The organism is Bacillus sp. P14.5 (assembly GCF_003316765.1).
Lineage (GTDB): Bacteria > Bacillota > Bacilli > Bacillales > Bacillaceae_B > Rossellomorea.
Genome location: NZ_NIJF01000044.1, coordinates 41714 through 62203, shown reverse-complemented (window position 1 = coordinate 62203; position 20490 = coordinate 41714). Strand labels below are relative to the sequence as shown.

The 20490-nt window shown below is 43.0% G+C and carries 21 protein-coding genes; 3 read left to right on the top strand and 18 right to left on the bottom strand.

The window, feature by feature from the left end:
• Positions 1-8 precede the first annotated feature (8 nt).
• The 4 genes from B9Z54_RS05440 to mtnN all read right to left on the bottom strand — a co-directional run bounded on the left by B9Z54_RS05440 (position 9) and on the right by mtnN (position 2105).
• The gene (locus tag B9Z54_RS05440) at positions 9-146 is read right to left on the bottom strand and encodes a YrzI family small protein (protein WP_113927469.1); all 138 of its coding nucleotides are present in this window, start codon (positions 144-146) and stop codon (positions 9-11) included.
• Between the two features lie 47 nt (positions 147-193).
• Entirely contained in the window at positions 194-331 is a 138-nt protein-coding gene (locus B9Z54_RS05435) for a YrzI family small protein (RefSeq protein WP_113927468.1), read from the bottom strand.
• Between the two features lie 705 nt (positions 332-1036).
• Positions 1037-1360 (bottom strand): YrhC family protein, encoded by a 324-nt coding sequence (locus B9Z54_RS05430; protein WP_113927467.1) that lies wholly within the window; start codon positions 1358-1360, stop codon positions 1037-1039.
• Between the two features lie 49 nt (positions 1361-1409).
• Positions 1410-2105 carry a 5'-methylthioadenosine/S-adenosylhomocysteine nucleosidase gene (gene mtnN / locus B9Z54_RS05425; protein ID WP_113927466.1) on the bottom strand — a complete coding sequence of 232 codons (696 nt, stop codon included), beginning with the start codon at positions 2103-2105 and terminating at the stop codon, positions 1410-1412.
• A gap of 334 nt (positions 2106-2439) precedes the next feature.
• Here mtnN and B9Z54_RS05420 point away from each other — a divergent pair, with 334 nt between their 5' ends.
• Complete coding sequence (locus B9Z54_RS05420) at positions 2440-2646, top strand: DUF2536 family protein (RefSeq protein ID WP_113927465.1); 207 nt, start codon at positions 2440-2442, stop codon at positions 2644-2646.
• 45 nt (positions 2647-2691) lie between these two features.
• Here B9Z54_RS05420 and B9Z54_RS05415 read toward each other — a convergent pair whose 3' ends face one another.
• Positions 2692-3522 (bottom strand): YrrS family protein, encoded by an 831-nt coding sequence (locus B9Z54_RS05415; protein WP_162785103.1) that lies wholly within the window; start codon positions 3520-3522, stop codon positions 2692-2694.
• 118 nt (positions 3523-3640) lie between these two features.
• Positions 3641-5365, bottom strand: a complete 1725-nt coding sequence (locus tag B9Z54_RS05410) for a peptidoglycan D,D-transpeptidase FtsI family protein (protein WP_345840691.1) — start codon at positions 5363-5365, stop codon at positions 3641-3643.
• Positions 5366-6089: 724 nt separating this feature from the next.
• Here B9Z54_RS05410 and yunB point away from each other — a divergent pair.
• Together yunB and B9Z54_RS05395 are read left to right on the top strand one after the other, a co-directional pair.
• On the top strand, positions 6090-6758 hold the full coding sequence (gene yunB / locus B9Z54_RS05400; protein ID WP_162785102.1) for a sporulation protein YunB: 669 nt from the start codon (positions 6090-6092) through the stop codon (positions 6756-6758).
• Positions 6759-7180: 422 nt separating this feature from the next.
• Complete coding sequence (locus B9Z54_RS05395) at positions 7181-7519, top strand: hypothetical protein (protein ID WP_113927460.1); 339 nt, start codon at positions 7181-7183, stop codon at positions 7517-7519.
• A gap of 620 nt (positions 7520-8139) precedes the next feature.
• On the opposite strand, the gene greA is transcribed toward B9Z54_RS05395, so the two are convergent.
• The 12 genes from greA to recD2 form a co-directional block, all read right to left on the bottom strand.
• The gene (gene greA / locus B9Z54_RS05390; RefSeq protein WP_113927459.1) at positions 8140-8616 is read right to left on the bottom strand and encodes a transcription elongation factor GreA; all 477 of its coding nucleotides are present in this window, start codon (positions 8614-8616) and stop codon (positions 8140-8142) included.
• A 252-nt stretch (positions 8617-8868) separates the two neighbouring features.
• A complete protein-coding gene (gene udk / locus B9Z54_RS05385) occupies positions 8869-9504 on the bottom strand; it encodes a uridine kinase (protein ID WP_113927458.1) in 636 nt (211 codons plus the stop codon).
• An 88-nt stretch (positions 9505-9592) separates the two neighbouring features.
• Positions 9593-10228 (bottom strand): O-methyltransferase, encoded by a 636-nt coding sequence (locus B9Z54_RS05380; RefSeq protein WP_113927560.1) that lies wholly within the window; start codon positions 10226-10228, stop codon positions 9593-9595.
• Positions 10229-10425: 197 nt separating this feature from the next.
• The gene (gene mltG / locus B9Z54_RS05375; protein ID WP_113927457.1) at positions 10426-11559 is read right to left on the bottom strand and encodes an endolytic transglycosylase MltG; all 1134 of its coding nucleotides are present in this window, start codon (positions 11557-11559) and stop codon (positions 10426-10428) included.
• Positions 11560-11718: 159 nt separating this feature from the next.
• Positions 11719-12006, bottom strand: a complete 288-nt coding sequence (locus B9Z54_RS05370) for a DUF1292 domain-containing protein (RefSeq protein ID WP_113927456.1) — start codon at positions 12004-12006, stop codon at positions 11719-11721.
• A gap of 13 nt (positions 12007-12019) precedes the next feature.
• On the bottom strand, positions 12020-12436 hold the full coding sequence (gene ruvX / locus B9Z54_RS05365) for a Holliday junction resolvase RuvX (protein WP_113927455.1): 417 nt from the start codon (positions 12434-12436) through the stop codon (positions 12020-12022).
• 3 nt (positions 12437-12439) lie between these two features.
• The gene (locus B9Z54_RS05360) at positions 12440-12706 is read right to left on the bottom strand and encodes an IreB family regulatory phosphoprotein (protein WP_113927454.1); all 267 of its coding nucleotides are present in this window, start codon (positions 12704-12706) and stop codon (positions 12440-12442) included.
• An 80-nt stretch (positions 12707-12786) separates the two neighbouring features.
• Positions 12787-15420: an alanine--tRNA ligase gene (gene alaS, locus B9Z54_RS05355; RefSeq protein ID WP_113927559.1), complete on the bottom strand. Its 2634-nt coding sequence runs from the start codon at positions 15418-15420 to the stop codon at positions 12787-12789.
• Between the two features lie 371 nt (positions 15421-15791).
• Positions 15792-16865 carry an AI-2E family transporter gene (locus B9Z54_RS05350; protein WP_113927453.1) on the bottom strand — a complete coding sequence of 358 codons (1074 nt, stop codon included), beginning with the start codon at positions 16863-16865 and terminating at the stop codon, positions 15792-15794.
• A 684-nt stretch (positions 16866-17549) separates the two neighbouring features.
• Complete coding sequence (locus B9Z54_RS05345) at positions 17550-17669, bottom strand: DUF3918 family protein (RefSeq protein WP_275887788.1); 120 nt, start codon at positions 17667-17669, stop codon at positions 17550-17552.
• Between the two features lie 29 nt (positions 17670-17698).
• On the bottom strand, positions 17699-17887 hold the full coding sequence (locus tag B9Z54_RS05340; RefSeq protein WP_113927451.1) for a hypothetical protein: 189 nt from the start codon (positions 17885-17887) through the stop codon (positions 17699-17701).
• 210 nt (positions 17888-18097) lie between these two features.
• Positions 18098-20488 carry an SF1B family DNA helicase RecD2 gene (recD2, locus tag B9Z54_RS05335; RefSeq protein ID WP_113927450.1) on the bottom strand — a complete coding sequence of 797 codons (2391 nt, stop codon included), beginning with the start codon at positions 20486-20488 and terminating at the stop codon, positions 18098-18100.
• Positions 20489-20490 lie beyond the last annotated feature (2 nt).

Sequence of the window (20490 nt, the reverse complement as noted above, 5' to 3'; positions counted from 1 at the left end):
TTTCTGAATTAGTACATGCGAATCGTTTCTTGCTTTAACTTGTTTTCCTGATAGTGTCTGGAAACCATATAGTCATGTTCGTACTCTTCTGCAGAACGATTTTGTTTCTTTATCGTTACACTCATGAAAAGGATATTCAGCGTCATAGTATCACCCCCATTTTAAATTTTTCTAACCTTGCTGCAATTCTTACTTATAACATCCTGAAGGTTTGCTGCTTTAACTTGTAATCCTCATATTGCTTAGATACCGACATGTCATGATTACATTCTTCGGCGGACCGGCTTCGTCTTTTGACGGTAAGGCTAATAAATAAAATATTCACTATCATACGAACACCTCCTCGTTGTCATTTTTCCATACCAATAAAAAAAGGCTGTTTTCGCATAAATTGTTGCTTTCGGAAAAATCCCAAGGGCCGGATTTTTCCCCTGGAAACTCATTTTTCTCTCTCTGAACGAAAAGAGCCTAAAAAAAGCCGCAAAGAGATACCTCCCTGCAGCAGACATAAAAAAGCCGCAGGGATGTACACACTCCAGCGGCTTGGTATGATTCTATTGGAATTTCAGAATATCACGAAATAATCCATTCACCGGCGATCGAATGTGCATAAAAATATTCAGTTGATGGAATTGCTTTTAGTACCGCTTTAGCTTTCATCATTTCATTCGACCTCCTTTTTCTGAATGTTATTTCCTTACAGAGGTAAGTATATCCATTTCAACAGGAAATGTAAACCATTTTTCAGCCCTTTTTTTTAATAAATTTTATATTGATGGATAAAAAGGGTTATTCCCGAGATTTTTTTTCACAATATACCAAACCGGTCCCACTAAAAGGACAGCCGAAGAAAACTAAAAAACTACTGCATATACCTTAAGAAAACACAAAAAAGACTGGAAAAGGGGCAGTTTCCAGTCTTATGTTTACATATATCTTTTTTCCTCATATATTCTGGCTGATTCCCACCCGGATACTTCAGGTGAATAATGGCATTTCCTTGCAATTCTCGTAATAAATAACAACTAAGAGAGCCTTACATATTTACCTGCTCATCTTCCATCTCCGCAAGCTTCTTCTTCCACCTTGCTGCCTGGTAGAAAAAGAGTCCTGAAAATCCAAGCATGACTACTGTTCCGCCCATGAGCATGTAGGTTTTTAAAAGTGTCTTCTCTTCAACAGGAAGTACTGCGCCAAGATAAAGAAAAACACTAAGAGATACTAATATAAACGCAAATCTTTTATAATCTATGATTTTATTAGTTATATTTTTTTCATTGTTTCCAAGGATGATCCCTTCTTTCCACTGGGATTTTACAAAATAAGGTCTGTTTCTACTGTAACATAGAAAACAGGACAATTATCCATGTAAATCTCACCAAGAATGGAAGGCAGGAAGTATCAATGGGTTATTTTAGTTTTGATACCATTTTCATGACCAGGTTGGCTGAATTCACTGCAGCCGTTTCCAAGTACTGGTCAAAAGAGACGTGTGACTCTTTCCCGGCAATGTCAGAAAGAGAGCGGATGATGACAAATGGAACATTGAACTGATGTGCCACTTGAGCAATCGCAGCAGCTTCCATCTCCACTGCCTGCAAATTCTCAAATTTATCACGGATGGCTTCCACGCGGGCAGGATCATTCATGAATGAATCTCCTGTAGCAATCAAGCCGGACACTACTTTTACATCTGATGTTTCTTTTGCACTTTGAGCTGCCACTTGTTTCAAACGCTCATCGGCCGTGAAAGCTGCTGGAAGCTGGGGAACTTGTCCATACTCATAACCGAAGGCCGTTACGTCAACATCGTGGTGTCTGACGTCAGTGGAAATCACTACATCCCCTACATTTAGTTCAGCATCAAATCCGCCTGCAGAGCCAGTATTGATCACCATATCCGGTTTGAACCTTTCAAGAAGGACAGCAGTACTCATGGCTGCATTTACCTTCCCAATTCCTGATCGAAGCAGGACAACTTCCACATCATGCATTTTTCCTGCAGTATATTGACTTCCGCCAATAACCTCTTCTCTCGCATCTTTAATATTTTCCCTGAGCAGTTGTACTTCTTCTTCCATAGCACCGATTATAGCAATTTTCATTTTCATTACCCTCTTTTCATTCACCTTATTGTATACTCATTATGTGAGCCGAATTTTATAAACAGCCTTCTGATAGATTCTTTCAGCTGAAATAATACTATAAAATTATTTAATTTATGTAGCTATTCTACCCCAACTAGAGGCGATTTTCCACATATCGCATATGGATTGTACACAAGGATCCCTAAATGGGTATCGTTCTTAAATCAAGATTTTCGTTTCATCATGCGGGGAGCTGCTGGTGGTACACGGAACCGGACAATTAGCTGCTCCCTGTCTAAGGCAAGAGTAACAGTATATTTCATTTAACATTCCACTTTAATAGGAGGCACCTATGAATATTGAATTTGAATTGATTCAGGACAAAATTGAATTTTTTGAAGCAAGAGACCTTCAGACATTAGAGAAAAAAATCAACGAGCAGATCGGCCATAACAAAAGCATACTGCTTGCTGTCCATTCTGTTTCCCACAATGTCAGCTTGGATGAAAAAGGCCGCCGCCTTTATTCAGCTGTGGTTCATTTTAAAGCAGAAAATTGAAATAAAGAAGCCCGGTGCTGAATATCAGCTTCGGGCTTCTTATTATCAATCTTTATCGTTTTCGATAAGTTCCTGCATCTTCACAGGTTTCCAGCCTTTTCCGTCCACCCACTGAAGGTATACACGGTAAGTAGTCGACTGGTCTTTTGGCGCGACAGTCCCGATTGCTTTATCTGGACCGCCGTTTCTTTCCAGCCACCAAACAGTCATGTTATCCTCAGCAAGTCCCGTAGCATAAGACAAGGCTTGAACCTTCTCCTGCCAATCTGCTGAGTCTTCCTCATACTTAGCTACATGTTCTCCTGTTTGCTGAGTGCCGATAGGCTGCCAGCCTGGATTTACAATTTCCTTTTTAACATTAGGCTCATCACTGTTTTTTACGATTTTTTTATCGTTTTCTGATGAATCTTCTTTTTCATCTTTTTCATCTTTTTTATCTTTTTTCTCTTTGTCTTCTTCCTTATTTTCTTCTTTCTTTTCTTTCTCTTCTTTCTCTTCTTCGCTTCTTGCCAGGTCTTCGCCGTCAGCGACAGGCTTCTCACCATCAGTATCTTGAGCATCGGTATCTGATTCACTTTCATCAGCCGGCTCTTCAGAAGAACTTTCGTCTTCCTCGGCTTCCTCATTTTCATCAGCGCTCTCATCGGTTGAAGCAGGTTCTTCTGTTTCCGCTTCTTCCTCTGATGAACTGCTGTCCGCTATATCGTTATCCGTAGTGGCTGCATTATCACCGGCTGCTTGTTCGTTATCATTCCCCAGAAAAATCGTTGCACCAACCACAACGATCAGCAGCAGTACAACCCCTATCAGGCTATTTAAAATCACATTCGATTTTTTCTTAGCCCTTTTATCTAAACGTGAATTATATTTCGGCATGCAAATTACACTCCTCTGAAAATCATAATACCTCAATGAAGGCTCTTTTTCTCTTTTACCCATTTTATCACGCTTATAAATTCATCAAAAGAAATTTGATAAAAATAAGAATGTTTTCCTATTGGTTTTCTGCTTCCTTTGTTTGATGGATCATATCTGTAATCTCCTTAAATACCGGATAAATGCCGCCTTCATATTCCAATACATCCATGTTGACGACCGCCAAAGCGTATTTAGGGTTATCGAATGGAAAGTATCCCGCAAACCATTTATTGTACAGTTCCTTATCGCCGCTATATTGGCCGGTCTGGGCTGTTCCCGTCTTTCCAGCAATTTCATAGGCTGCTGTCTGCAGAAAATTCGCTGTTCCTGATTCTCCCGCGACCACATTGCGCAGATATTGCTGCATTTTCATGGCTGTGTAAGGAGAAATAGCCTGCGCGTCATCTTTTTGAACAGGGAAATCTGTCAACTCAGTACCGTTTTTATATCGAATTCCACTTACAACCCTCACGCTTTGTTTCTTGCCGCCCCTGGCAATGGTAGACATCATATTGGCTACACCAATCGGAGTTACACGCACTTCTCTTTGCCCGATTCCTGTTTGTGCGGCAATTTTGGCTTCTTCACGTTCATCATCATTAATGAAGATTCTGCCTCTATCAATCTGCAGCTGCTCGAAGTCTTCATAATGAAAGACATTCCCTTTCCAGCCGATATCGCCTATCAAGCCAAGTTTTTCTGCATAGTTATCGAGAGTGAGGCTGTTTTTTTCAGTCAGGCTTTTTGATATCTCTGCGAACGTACGATTACAGCTGACCGCAAAGCTCTCGTTTATATTAATCATCCCGTGGGGTTTTTCAGCACGGACACCATAAATGTCCTCATCACAATTAAATACTTCATTTTCATTAACAAGATTAAGATCAATCGCAGCTGAAGCCACCACGGTTTTGAAGACCGAACCTGGAACCATTTCTGTGGCCATCAGATTCTTCGCCCCGTCATCCTGAAAAGGCGTTCCCTTCTGAACCTTTGGCCTGGAGACGCTCGCCAATATATCTCCCGTCTCTATGTCCAGTAGGACGGCTCCGCCTTTTTTAATAGAGTGCCGGTCTATCAACTCTTCCATCTGCTTTTGTAATTGAGAATCTATCGTTGTCTCAATGTCTAAAGGATAAAAGGGATTGGCTGGCGCCAAGTACTTTACATCGACACCGAACAACGGACCTCCCCTTGCATCTACGTGATAAATCAACTTTGATTCCTGCTCGGCTATCAGCCATTCGTCAAAGGATTTCTCCAGACCGGAAATTCCTATCTTCTGCGTCGCTCCTTTTACTCGATCTGGATATCTGGCATGAAACCTTTCTTCGTTTTCACCAGTCAATCCTATTAACTGCTCTGCAAGGATTTCGTCTTTTGGGTATTTGCGCTTCAAGGCAAACACCCCTTTAAGCTCTAAGTCATTAATCTCCTTCATCTGGCTTTCGTTCAATATGTAAGGGTTTTTGCCGCCATATACAAATGGCTCTTTCGCCTCTTCGATATCTTTTTGGAGCTTTCCTTTTGATATCCCCAGGATACGTGCGATCTTATCCGCATCCCAATCTATCTTTCCCAGAAAAGGAAACAAAACGAGCACATTCTTGTTTTCATAATTGATGGATTCCCCATTCTTGTCAAGAAAAGACCCCCTGCCTTCATCAATTGTCAGCTGTTGAGTTCTTTGATTTACACTATTTTCAATTAAATTTATTTGTTTTTGTGAGAACGACTCTGCTTCCAATAATTGAATTTGGACGAGCCTCAGCAGAAGCCCCGCCATTCCTAGCAGAACCATAACACTGAAAAAGTATATTCGTTTCCTCTTCATGTAGAACACCTCATAACCATTCTTGACGTTTTGAGGAGAAACATACTTCTGTGTATAGAGAGTACTTCAGTTTTCATTCATTGGGTTGCCAGGTTAAAAGCCGGGAGCTGTTCATAAACTTGTACCTTTCCCATGTTGCCATCTACGCAGAGGGGAGGGTTGGCAGGCATCCCCGGGAATAGCGGTCATATGCAGAATCGTTCGCAGGGAGCGAAGATCGTTTATTTTCAATAACTATATTCTTTAATAAAGGCTCTTTTCTAAAAGATTGTAGCTTTAAAATGCTATTTATCAATCCCCCTTTTCCGAAGGAGGATTGGAGCGGAAGGCGTGCGATCTCCTGCGGGACTAGCGGGACAGGCGAGACCAAGGTTACGTACCCACTGGAACGTAACCCCGCAGGCGAAGCCGAGGAGGCTCAACGCCCGCCCCGCGGAGTCGTGCGGCTGGAGCGGAAATCCACTACTTTTAAAGAACCACAATCTATGCGAAAAAGAGCGTATGAAGATAGAACCTGAGTACAAAGAAACGAGCTTTTTACTTTTTGTCTTATAGAGAAATAATTTAGAACTTGCAGCATATGTTTTGTATGAAGAGAGGTGTTCAAGTTGTACAAAAAAATAAAGAGAAAAGGTGCCGCTCCTCTGCCGCTTAGATATGTATTCCTAATATCTATAGTTATATTTATTTTTTGACTTCACAAAGTTTGTTCATCATTAATAAAGGAATAGAACCCGCCTTAATAGAAATTGCTGAAACACGGACCCGTCAAATTGCGGCTCAAGCTATCAATGATGCTATTTCAAAGAAGATTGCTGAAGGAATAGATATTAATAAGTTGATTGTCAAACATGAAGCCAATGATGGAACTGCTTATAGCTTTGATCCTGCTATATATAACAGGGTCATTGCGGAATCCACAGAAAGAGTTCAGCAATATTTGGATTATGTAGAAAGTGGAGAATTTGAAAAGCTGCAATCATTTAAATCTGGAATTGATATTGATTATGAAGAAAGCAAGGAGAAGAAAGGGATTGTTTATTATATTCCCCTGGGGTTAGCAACAAATAATACATTGCTTTCAAATCTGGGTCCCCAAGTCCCGGTGCAATTTGAAATCATTGGTGATGTCCAATCCAGTGTCGCCACAGCCGCAAGAGAACTGGGAATAAATAATACCTACATGGAAGTCTACATCAACATTTCTGTTGAGATGAATGTCATTATTCCAAGGCGGACCGAAACCATTGTCATTAAAAATAAAATTAAAGTTGGCGATTTATTTATTCCAGGGAAAGTGCCGGAATTTTATAATGGATCTGGTGAGGGTGCGTCACCTTCCATCGAATTGTCTCCTTAATGAAGTATAAAGAGGTTGCTGTTTAGAATTTGCAAGCAAAATTGATGAAAAATCTTGCTGGTTAAAACCAGCAGGATTTTTTGTATAACGGGTTTACTTCAGAGGTGCAAACAAGTAAATAACTAGGCAAATCTCACAGGTTTTCACATTCGAATTCACCGTGCGATTTTTCCTGTTATATCAATGGTTTTTGATATTTTAATTTAAATTCACACGTCATTTCTCAATGGCGGACATAATTTTTGGAGGGTATTTGATATTGATGTGATTTGGTAAGTGGAATGCAAGGTACTTATCAAGGCTTTTTGAGATTTATGTTAAAATTATAATGAGACTATCGAGACTTTATGAAATAATGTACTAAAACTAACGGAGCAGTTCAGTTAAAGAGGGGGACACACAGAAGCTGGAGGGGGATTTATTTGAATTTTACAACGCTTAAATCTGGAATAGTAAGTTTGATTGCTGCAATTTTATTATTCGCCAGTCTGTTTGTTTATGAGCCGTATTTCATAACAAGGGTTGTCGCTTTATTGGCAGCAATTGGAGACATAATTATTAACCTATATAGAGGATCAATAACAAAAAACGTATTTTATTGGTCCTCTGGATTGATAATAATAAGTATGGCCATTGGCGTTTTTTTGGAAGAAGGTGCTTATACTAATAGTTATGAAATGTTTTTACCTCTGTTATTCATTTTCACCATACTCCTAGCTACATACAGAGATATTTTCAAAGAAACAAACAATGAAGGGTAAGCAAATACTCTTAAATTAAAGGGTGCTTTAGCACAATAAGATAAAATGAAAAAAGGCTTAGGGATGAAAATCTCCCTAAGCCTTTTTGTATTGTGAATACAGTTGTGAAATTGGTGTGAATTGATAAGTGATTTTGTCTGTGATTTCCCGTTTTGCACCTCACAAGTAAATCCGTTATTTTTTGTATAGGGGCTTCTTTTTATTAACAGGTCCCTTCAGAGTTTCGCTGGCTTTCACAAGGCCATGAGTGTCTGAACATGAGCTGAAAGAGACTCAAGAGTGTTTCTGCAACTTCATCCTTCCCTTTATGTTTGAGGATGAGACAGAGTCCCACCTGAAGCGAGGGACATCATCTTTTGTTTTTCCGGTTTAGTGTACCGCGCTTCCCGACCGAGGGACATCACCTTTCGTTTTCTTCAATTTGATTTACCGCGCTTTCCCGCCGAGGGAGATTATCTTTTGTTTTCTTCGGTTTGATGTACCACGTTTCCCGGCCGATTGATCCATTAAAGAATATCCAATACCAGGAGACGCCAACATTGGGCTATCCCTCATTGAGATTTCCTCAAAAACTTCAATAAAAAAAGCGATGAAGGCAAACATGCCCCCATCACTTTGAATTAGTTAACAGCTGTAATCTTAACGCTCATATCCCCACCTGGAGTTTGAACATTTACTTTACTGCCGACCTTATGGCCAAGCAGGCTTTTGGCAATTGGAGAGTCATTTGAGATCTTTCCTTCAAATGGGTCTGCTTCCGCACTACCGACAATAGTGTAAGTTTCTTCGTCACCATCTGGAAGTTCAATGAATGTAACCGTTTTACCAAGTGTCACAGTGTCGGAGTTCATTTCATCTTCTTGGATGATTTTCGCGTTGCGGATCATATTTTCAAGAGTCGAAATCCGGCCTTCAACGAATGCCTGCTCGTCTTTTGCTGCATCGTATTCAGAGTTCTCGGATAAGTCGCCAAAGCTGCGGGCAATCTTGATTCTTTCCACCACTTCTTTACGTTTAACGGATTTCAAGTGCTCTAATTCTTTTTCTAACTTTTCTTTACCTTCTGTTGTCATTGGAAATACTTTTTCTGCTGCCAAAATACTTCACTCCTTATAAGAAATATAAGAACCTCCCACCGGTCCTTTATGTACATAAGCGTGTACCTTGTGCTATGGAATTCCGCCTCAGCTTATTCTTCTATTGCAATTCAGGGAATGGACATGAAAGGCGGGTGTTGCTCCTGGCACCTTTTGTCCATTCCCTTAGAAAGAATATTCAATTGAGATTGATTCCTTGGGGATAATAAACATTTCTGAAAATCGCTGTATGTTTTTATCTATGCTATCGTATTACAAAAATGATTTTTGTTCAAGAATTGTTTGAATTTTTGTTACCATTAAGTCGATAGCCACATGGTTATGTCCGCCTTCAGGTATGATGACATCGGCATAACGCTTCGTCGGCTCAATGAACTGATTATGCATCGGGCGGACAACATTAATGTATTGGTCAATGACTGAATCAATGGAACGTCCCCGCTCTTTGATATCACGCAGCATACGGCGGATGATTCTCAGGTCCGCATCCGTATCGACATAAAGCTTGATATCCATTAAGTTACGCAATCTTTCATCTTCTAATACCAGAATTCCCTCTAAAATTATTACATCCTTCGGTTCAACCAGCAGAGTATCTTCTGAACGGGTGTGCATTTTATAATCATAAAGCGGTTTTTCAATGCTTTCGTTTTTCAGCAGCCTCATGAGATGCTTGATCAAAAGCTCATTATCGAATGCTAATGGATGGTCATAATTCGTCTTCAGTCTCTCCTCGAAAGGCAGATGGCTTTGATCTTTATAGTAATAGTCCTGCTGGATCATCAGGATGGAGTGTTCTTGAAATGATTCGTATATAGAGCGGGTTACACTTGTCTTTCCTGAACCCGACCCTCCGGCTACACCGATAACAATTGGCTTGTGTTTCATTGATTAGTGGAACTCCTTTCATCTTCGTGCTGCAGACCCGCCAGAAGCCTGCGGGTCAATCATTGGCGTAAGATTATAGTATTTATCTTTATTTTTTCCTGCTGACAGCCAGTCCGTCACCCACGGGGATGATGACCGTATGATAGTCAGGATGATTCATCAGCCAATCGTTATAACTTCTCAGCTTTTTGACCATGTTGCGGATTCGCTTATTCTCTACATTTTCCTCTGCAACCATTCCTTTAAACAAAACATTGTCAGAGTATATGACACCGCCCTCTGCCAGGAAAGGTGAATACAGATCAAAGAACTTCTGATATTGTCCTTTTGCTGCATCAATGAACAGTGCATCAAACGGCCCCTTTTCTTCAGCCTCTTGTGCCTTTTCCAATGCATCACCGAAGATAATATCGAGCTGTTCCTTTTGCGGAGACCGCCCAGTGAAATCCAATGCCTGTCTGTAACGGACCTCATCTCTTTCGATCGTCACAATCTCAGCATCTGGAAGAGCTTCCGCCATTCTTAGTCCGGAGTATCCTATCGCCGTTCCCACTTCAAGGATCTTCTTCGGTCTTTGAATTCTCAAAAGCTGCAGAAGGGTTTCAATGCCTGCAAGCTCCATGATGGGCACACCTTCTGATTCTGCAAAAGTTTCCATCTCACTTAACAGATCACTGCGGTCCTTTATTAATGACTCAATATAACCATTAACGGCATTATCCAAGTTATTCACTCACTTTCCTGCTTCAGGAGGCAAGTAGACACGTTTACAAGCCGGCCAGAAGCCTACATAAAAGTAGAAAGCCCGCAAGCTTTCTACCTGAAATATTCATTCTATTTGTGTACGTCTATCTAAAAAACACTTGTACTATTTTATCACATAAAAAAGAGGAAAGCGAATAACTTTCCTCTTTAGTTCTATTACTCTGATGTAATATATTCAGCCTTTTTCTCATTATGTTCATCCAGGGTTTCAGAATAATAAACCGTTCCTTCCTGAGATGCCAGGAAGTAAAGGTATTCTGTGCTATCCGGCTGAAGTGCAGCTTCAATGGATGTCAATCCCGCATTGGCAATCGGTCCCGGAGGAAGCCCTGTATTCTGATAGGTATTATAAGGAGAATCCACTTCCAGATCCTCATAGAGTGTTCTTGACTTGTGTTCGCCCAGAGCATAAAGGACGGTTGGATCGGTCTGCAGCGGCATTTCCTTTTCCAGGCGGTTAAAGAAGACACTGGCGATTTTTCCGCGGTCAGCCTTCTCGGTTGCTTCTTCCTCGACGAGTGAAGATAGAGTCAGCAATTGATGGACGGAAAATCCCCGGTCCGCTCTGGAAGATTCATATTGAGTCAGAACGTCCTGGGTCTGGGAGATCATCTTATCAATGATGGTTTCCAGTTCCGGTTCCTCTTCATAGAAAGGATAGGTGGAAGGATACAGGTATCCCTCGAGCGGATGTTTGACGTTTTCGGCTAGTATATCCTCTTCCTTCAACAGATCAGGATAACGGCCGATAAGCTCCTTGACGAAACCATCCTCATCCAGCTTTTTTACGATTTCTTCCGTTTCATATGGTGTTTTTTCGGCAATTTTTTCGGCAATCTGCTCTAGTTGATAGCCTTCAGGGACGGTAATGGTGAATTCCGCCTCCATCATCACTTTCCCTGTCTTCAAACTGTTGATGATTTCATCCAGAGTCATCGCGGGCGTGAGATCGTAGCTTCCCGCCTGGAATCCTGACTCATTATTAAATTTGACATAATATTTAAAGACATGTGAGTTTTTGATAATACCGTTATCTTCCAATATACTTCCGATGGATGTCACCCCTGAACCAATCGGGATCTCCACATTGACTGACTTATTATTATCTTCGTCTACCGGCTTCAGAGCTGATTTAATGTATAGATAGCCTCCGACCGCTGTCCCTCCAATGATGATAAACAGGGCGATGACAATGATTCCTACTATTTTCCGTATTACTTTAGCTTCTTCTTTTCGCTCTATTAATTTTGATAAGAGAATTTCTCTTTTTGATTTTTTATTCTCGGTCATTTTATATTTCCCCCTCTCGAGCAAAAACGGGGTTCCCCCTTAAAATTCGACATGCATCTTTTTTATTATACTACATTTTTCAACCAAAAAAAGAGGGCATTCTGCAAAAAAAGGAATCTTCTTCCCTTTTGCAGAATGCCCTCTGGTATGGATACTGTCTTATTCTTCTTCTTCCTCATCAAGGAATGTTTCAAGCATCTCTTCGATCATGTCCCACTCTTCTTCTGTTTCGATCGGCTTCAATTCTCCTTCTTCACCTTCATCTCCAGGGGAGAATGCAGAAGCATGGATTTCGATTTCTTCCTCTTCTGTCTCCTCGGCACCCAGCGGATAGTAAAGAACGTATGATTTATTGAATTGATCTGATTCAAAAGTGAACAATACCTCACAAAGCTGTTCATTTCCTTCTTCATCAATAATTGTAATCTGCTTTTCACCATGTTCCATTTTTATACACCTCTTATTTTTGGCTGTCCAAGTACCCTTGCAGGATAAAGGCGGCAGCCATTTTATCGATTACTTTTTTACGTTTCTTCCTGCTCACGTCTGCTTCCAGTAAAATTCTTTCTGCAGCCATTGTCGTTAAACGTTCATCCCACAAAATTGTAGCAACACCGAGCTTGTCCTCCAGGAGTCTGGCATACTTTTGTGATGCCTCTCCACGTGGACCGACAGTATTGTTCATATTTTTCGGGAAACCGATTACCACCCTGTCTACCTCATATTCCTTGATCAGCTCTTCCACCCGCTTCAGGCCGAATTCTGATTGGTTTTCATTGATGGCTATCGTTTCGACGCCTTGAGCCGTCCAGCCCATCGCATCGCTTACTGCTACGCCGACTGTTTTCGAGCCGACGTCAAGTCCCATAACGCGCATGTTTTACCCCTCTTTGTGCTGCTTTAAATAAGATTTCACCAGCACTTCAATGATCTCATCACGCTCTAATCGGCGGATGATGTTACGTGCATCCTGATGTCTGGGAATGTACGCAGGATCTCCAGATAACAGATAACCTACAATTTGATTGATTGGATTATATCCTTTTTCCTGCAAAGCATTATGAACCTGGAGCAAGACCTCGTTTACATCCTGTTCAAATGGTTCCTCCGAAAAATTAAATCGCATTGTTTTATCAAAAGAGCTCATAATTCGCACCTCTCTTTAGGCTTGGTGTATTCTGGCAAACCTGTCTTATTACCTTCATTGTACACCACTTTAGTGTCGATTTAAACGGATTTGATCCATTCTTCTACAAACTTCAGGGCTTCATCCAGTTTTTCGGGGTTTTTTCCGCCAGCCTGAGCCATATCCGGACGGCCTCCGCCGCCTCCGCCGCAGATTCCCGCAACTTCTTTTACCAGCTTTCCTGCATGGTAACCTTTTTCAATCAGGTCTTTTGTAACTCCTGCGCTGATGCTGACTTTGTCATCTTGCGCAGAGCCCAGGACCACTACAGCCGATCCCAGTTTTTGCTTGAGATCGTCAACCATGTTTCTCAGGGTATTCATATCTCCGCCTGCAATTTTTGCCGAAAGGACATTGACACCTTCGATTGTTTTCACCTGGTCTGTCAGACTGCCAGCTTCTATGTTGGACAATTTGCTGGATAGTGATTCATTTTCACGCTGCAAATCCTTCATTTCAGCAAGAAGGCTGTCGATTCGGGAAACAATATCCTTCGGTTTGGATTTAATCTTTTCAGCTGCCTGTTTTAGAAGGCCTACCTGCTCATTGAGAAGGTTATAGGCACCTTCACCAGTCACAGCTTCAATCCTCCGTGTCCCTGCACCAATACCGCTTTCTGAAACGATTTTGAACAGCCCGATTGCAGAAGTATTGCTGACATGGCAGCCGCCGCAAAGCTCAAGACTGAAATCTCCGATAGAGACTATACGGACAGTATCCCCATATTTCTCTCCAAATAAAGCCATTGCGCCCATTTCTTTTGCTTCTTTCAGCGATTTATAATTCGTGCCTACCGCAATGCTGTTCCAAACCTGTTCATTGACGATAGCTTCTATTTTTTCCATTTCCTCTGCACTGACACTTCCGAAGTGAGAGAAATCGAAGCGGAGGCGGTCCGGCTCCACCAGTGACCCAGCCTGGTTCACATGTCCGCCGAGTACGTCTTTAAGAGCTTGATGCAGTAAGTGAGTAGCCGTATGGTTCTTGATGACTTTACTCCGGGTAATCTCATTGACAGACGCTTTTACTGCCTGGCCTTGCTCCAGGGTACCTTCTTCCACAACAGCACTGTGGAGATTCTGTCCATTGGGAGCTTTCTTGACATCCTTGACCGAAACTTTCACCCCGTCTGCAAGCAGCACGCCTTTATCACCGATTTGTCCGCCGCTTTCAGCATAAAATGGAGTTTTATCAAGGATAAACTGGATTTCGGCGCCTTTTTCAGCTTTTTCAACCTGTTCATTGTTCAAGACAATCACTTCAACCTTAGCGTCCGCTTGAAGGTCATCATAGCCAACAAATTCGCTTCCAACCTTGATGTCTCCCAATACGCCGCCTTGTACTTGCATAGAACCTGTATCATGGCGGGCAGAACGGGCACGGTCGCGCTGAAGCTCCATCTCTTTTTCAAAGCCTTCCTGGTCGATCGTCATGCCTTCTTCCTCTGCGTACTCTTCAGTCAACTCAACAGGAAATCCGTAGGTGTCATAAAGGCGGAAGACATCTTTTCCGGAAACAACTGTGTTTCCTGCATCCTTTTCCTTTTTAATCACAGAAGAGAGAATGGAAAGACCTTCATTCAGGGTTTCATGGAAACGTTCTTCCTCGTTTTTAACCACTTTCTGGATGAATTCTGTTTTCTCTTTCACTTCCGGGTAGAAGTCCACCATGATTTCTGCGACTACCGGAACCAATTCAAACATAAATGGACGGTTAATGTTGATTTGCTTTGCGAACCTTACTGCACGGCGCAAAAGTCTTCTGAGGACATAGCCGCGGCCCTCATTCGATGGAAGGGCGCCATCCCCGACAGCGAACGAAACAGTTCTGATATGGTCGGCAATCACTTTGAATGCAACATCTTTCAGTTCGTCTGTACGATATTTTTCGCCAGAAGCCTTTTCAACAGCCCTCATGATCGGCATGAACAGGTCTGTATCGAAGTTAGTCGGAACTCCTTGAGCGACACAAGCCATCCTCTCAAGTCCCATCCCGGTATCAATATTCTTCTTAGGCAGCGGAGTGTAGGTGTTATCAGGGTTGTGGTTGAATTCAGAGAACACCAGGTTCCACACTTCAAGGTAACGGTCATTTTCTCCGCCCGGATATAATTCAGGATCCTTCGGGTCATCTCCATACTCGGGTCCGCGGTCATAAAAGATTTCTGTGTTCGGTCCGCTTGGCCCCTCTCCGATATCCCAAAAGTTGCCCTCGATGCGAATGATTCTTTCCTCAGGAACGCCGATTTTATCTCTCCAGATTTCAAACGCTTCTTCATCTTCAGGATGAATTGTAACTGACAGCTTCTCGGGGTCGAACCCTATCCATTTTTCATCCGTCAGGAATTCCCATGCCCATTCCATTGATTCCACTTTAAAATAATCGCCAATGGAAAAGTTGCCCAGCATTTCAAAGAACGTGTGGTGGCGGGCCGTTTTCCCGACATTTTCAATGTCATTGGTTCTGATGGACTTCTGTGCGTTGACAATACGCGGATTTTCCGGAATTACACGGCCGTCAAAGTACTTTTTCAATGTTGCTACACCGCTGTTGATCCACAGCAGGGACGGATCTTCATGGGGAACGAGGGATGCACTTGGCTCAACCCTATGGCCTTTTTCTTTAAAAAAATCTAGAAATTTCTGTCTGATTTCAGCACCTGTTAATGATTTCAAGTGAATTTCCTCCTTCATTTTTTCCATTTTAGTCAAAAAAGCATACAAAAAAGCCCCCATCCCTGGTCAGGGACGAGAGCTTGCTCGCGGTACCACCCTGGTTATGAACTCAAGTATTGAATTCATCACTCTGGAGCCTTAACGCGGCGAACGGCAGGTTTGCTGCACTCTGGATTAGCGTTCTGTTATCCTTCATCTGGAATTTCTTTCAGCCGGGGAAATTCCTCTCTTGCGTGCTCGCAGCACTCAGATGGGCTATAACATACTCGATCTTTCGTCGATTTGGTTAGTGTTTTATTGTATAAGTCGAATTATAGAAATATCACAGTCATTTGTCAATCTAACTAAGAGAAAAATAAAAAATTTATTGTTCACGAACTTTCTTTCACTGAAAAATGCGTGCGTGCATGTATGACGGCCACTCTCAGCATTGCCAAGAGAGGGACTGCAACGATCAGCCCCAGCACCCCGCCTATTTCTCCCCCTATTATCAGCGCTCCCATTATGAATAAGGGATGCATGTGCAAGCTTTTTCCAACGATCAGCGGTGATAGGACATTTCCTTCCAGGAACTGCAGGACTAACACTACAACAACCACCTTGAGGACCATATCAGTCGAAATTGTACTGGCCACAATCGCTGCAGGAACTGCCCCGATAACCGGACCGAAGTAGGGGATGACATTGGTGATTCCCACTATGATCCCAAGCAGCAGGGGATATTTCATGCCGAATAACCAGAAAGAAAGCGTGGCAAGCGCCCCTATCAGAAAGCACACTAACAATTGCCCTCTTATGTACCCTCCAAGCGACTCATCCAAATCCTTAAGGAATTCCCCAGCGCTCCGCCTCCACTTTTGAGGAGTCAGACTAGTAGCAGCGCTCTTCACTTTAGGGAAGTCTTTCAATAGGTAAAAAGAAATAAACGGGACAATGGCAAACAGCAGCAGACTGTTCATGATCTTTAAGATTCCTGACAACAGCAATGCGACAATCCCATTAAGCCACGCTTCAAACCTTTCAATCCTGGATTCCAGTTCATGCTGGATACCATCCGGCCAAGTGGAGGTTTTGTTCTGCACGTATTCCAGCCAGCGCTGATACTGATCTGTATAGAGAGGGGCATTCTCCGCCAAGTCCTTGAGTTGATGGAGAATGACAGGAATTCCTCTGTAGACAGCATAGCCCAGTCCGCCAAAAAAGAGAATGTAAATCAGCAGGATGGCTACTCCCCTGTGAATTCCTGCCTTAAACAGCTTTTCGACCACCGGATGGAGGAGATAGGTTATAAAGCCTCCAAGCAAGAAGGGAATCAATGCAATCACCACTACACTTAGTACAGGCTTCCAGACCGGCTGCAGCAGATAGAAGACATACAGCGTAATCACTGCCAAAAGTGTGATTGCCAGCCTGTAAAGCCATCTGGCATATGGGCGGTTATTCATTTCTCCTCTCTCCTCCCTTCTCTTGTCTTTGCTATTACTTAATGTGGGCAAAAACAGGGAAACCATACGAGGAATAGGATTGGCTATTTATCGAGGGGAAAATGAGTGCTGGTATTGTACGTCGCTGCGGATTTGAAATACATCAAATCAGAAATATGCTGGGCTCGGGTCGCTTGGACACGTTTAGAGACCCGTTGGCGGTGATATTGGCTCGGATCGGGTCTTTAGGACACGCTTAGAGACCCGTTGGCGGTGAAATTAGCTCGGCTCGGGTCTCTAGAACACGCTTAGAGACCCGTTGGAGGTGATTTTTGCTCGGCTCGGGCCTCTAGAACACGCTTAGAGACCCGTTGGAGGTGATTTTTGCTCGGCTCGGGTCTCTTAGGCAAGCTTAGAGACCCGTTAGCGGTGATATTTGCTCGGCTCGGGTCTCTAGAACACGCTTAGAGACCCGTTGGCGTTGATTTTTGCTCTGCTCGGGTCTCTTGGGCAAGCTTAGAGATCCATCAGCGGTGATATTTGCTCGCCTCCGATCGCTAGAACGTGATGAGAGACTCATAATCACTGTCATCAAATCAATACCTGGCATAAAAACGAGGAATAATCATTTACAAATATTTTATATTCCCTCCCTGCACAAAGCCTCAATACAAAAAAACAGAGGGAAGAACCCCCCCTCTGCTCTTAAAACATCTTTTTCATTTGTTTACGCATTTTTTTCATACTTTTTCCGTTCATCATGTCAGAACGGCGAGAGAACATTGTCGCAGCTATTCCCGCTCCGAATCCGATCATTGAGGCCATTGTTTTGTTCAAGGTGCCCACCTCTTCCTTTAACTTAATTGGCGGTCTTCCTCATCAAACAAATCATCTAAAGAACTCAATGTTCCATCTTCCTCCACCTGGTGAGTGTGTATGACACCCTTCGTGACTGTAAGCTCAATAAAACACTTCCAGCAATAATACTGGTTAATGCCAATTTTGCCTATATCCTTGCTTTGACAATTTGGACATTTCATCATTAGGCCACCCCTTCAAATCCGTGGCAGAAACTGCTTTTCAGACTTTTAAAAAAACTGAATTAAAGTAGTTTTTTGCCCTATTTTCCAGTAGCCATTATGTCCAAATTGCTCAAAACTTATTCAATTTCCTTACAAACGAGGAAGAACGGCGCCATTTTTCTCAAATGCACCGGGAATCTGTCATCCCGGATACTTATATAGTTCGCCTTCTTAAAGGAAATCATAAGGTGTAACGTTTTCCATTCCGATCATCGGGTCGGCTTGAAGCATTTCTTCAAGCATGTTTCTTGGCTGTTCCTCATCAGTCTCCAACTCTTCGTCCGCTTCAAACTCTGTCGCTTTCAGCTTCTGGTAAAGGGTTGTCAATCTTTTAACGTCTTCTTCTCTTTCCACTCCCATTTTCAAAGCGTGTTCCTCACCGCAGAGAATCAGGGCGTTCCGGCTTCTTGTGATGGCTGTGTACAAGAGATTCCGGCGAAGCATCCTGAAGTAGCTTTTCACCACAGGCAGGATCACAATCGGAAACTCGCTTCCCTGAGATTTGTGAATGGAACAGCAGTAAGCCAGGGTGATTTGATTCAATTCCTGGCGGGTGTAGGTGACTTCATTTCCTTCGAAAGAAACGAGTACCATGTCCTGTTTTTCCGTATTCTCTTTCGCATAGAAAATGGAAATCACTTCACCTATATCACCGTTAAACACGTTGCTTTCCGGCTGATTGACGAGCTGCAGGACTTTATCTCCAATCCGGTATTTGGTATCTCCAAATGTAATTTCCTTCCGGGTGCCGTCATTACTGTTGAAGATTTCCTGAAGCATGATATTAAGGTTGTCGATTCCTGCAGGACCTCTGTACATAGGGGCAAGCACTTGGATATCCTTCGCACTGTACCCTTTAGCCTTGGCGTTAGTCACAACCTTTTCCACCACTTCTGCAATCTGGCCAGTCGTACACTTGATAAACGAGCGGTCCTTTTGAGGCTGCAGCAGATTGGCAGGCAGCCTTCCCTCTTTCATCTCATGTGCCATCTCGATGATGGAAGAGCCTTCTTCCTGGCGGTAAATGTCTTTCAAACGGACAGTCGGGATAACCTCTGACTTCAGGAGGTCTTTTAAAACCTGGCCGGGCCCGACGGAAGGCAGCTGATCTTCATCGCCAACCAGAATGACCTGGATATCGTCGGGAAGGGCCTTGAACAGCTGATTGGCAAGCCATGTATCAACCATGGACATTTCATCGACAATCAGTAATTTCCCCTTGATCGTCCGTTCTTCATCAAAATCAAAACTGTCGGTACCATTCCAGCCCAGCAGCCTGTGAATCGTGCCCGCAGGGAGACCGGTTGACTCTGTCATTCGTTTGGCAGCCCTTCCTGTAGGGGCGGCCAGCAGGACAGGAAATGGTTCGTCTTTGTATGCTTTGGGATCAAGCGAACAGCCGTGAAGTTCTGCATACAACTCGACGATTCCTTTAATGACCGTGGTTTTTCCTGTTCCGGGACCTCCTGTCAAAAGCATCATCGGGGACATCAAAGCCTTCTCGATCGCTTCTTTTTGGGTCGGTGCATACTGGACGTTCAATCTCTCTTCCAACCCGCCAAGCGCCATCAGGAACTCCGACTGAGGGAATTGATCAGTATATTGGTCCTGGGAGAGCACCTTTTCGATGTTGGTGACCAACCCTTTTTCCGCAAAATAAAGGGAAGGAAGATACACCCTTTGTTCTTCGCCTTTAATTTTTCCCTCTTCTTCCAGTTTGATCACTTCAGCCGAGATATCGTCAAAGCTGATTCTCTCATTTTGACTCTTTTCGAGTAGAGCTTTGACATTGGTCAACAGGGTTTCCGCTTCGAGATACACATGTCCATCCTGCAGGCAGTTCTGCTCCAGAGTATAGAGGCAGCCCGCTTTGATACGGTCAGGATGGCTGCCGGTGAGACCCAGCTTGCTTCCGAGTTCATCCGCACGCCCAAACCCGATCCCCTCAATATCCTCGACCAATTTATAAGGATTCTTCTGCAGAATTTCAAGAGTCTGTTCTTTGTATGCCTGATAAATCTTCATGGAAATCTGGGGTCCGAAACCATATGCATTCAGGCTGATCAACACTCTTTCCAGCCCTTGATGTTCAACGAGGGAATCATAAAGGGACTTGGCCTTTTCAGGAGGGAGTTTTGGAATATCATCGAGAAGGGATGGACTTTCCAATATTTTGCTGATTGCATTTTCACCCAGCTGATCCACAATTTTTTCAGCTGTTTTCTTTCCTATGCCTTTGAATAATTCACCGGACAGGTAGTCAACAATGCCCTGCTTCGTCTGGGGGATTTCTTTTTTGAAACGCTGTGCTAAAAATTGCATACCAAACTTGGGGTGGTCTTTGAATGCTCCATGGAACACATAGGTTTCCTGTTCATGAATTTTAGGGAAATGGCCGGTGATGACCGCTTCCTTGTCTTCATATTGGGCATTCGTGGATTCCACCCTGATCCTTATGACTGAATAGAGATTGCTTTCATTGTGGAAGATGGTGACAAGATGCTTGCCTTTAACATAGATTTCATTTTCATCGAAAAGTTCTAAGGAGTCTTGCCTGCTCATTT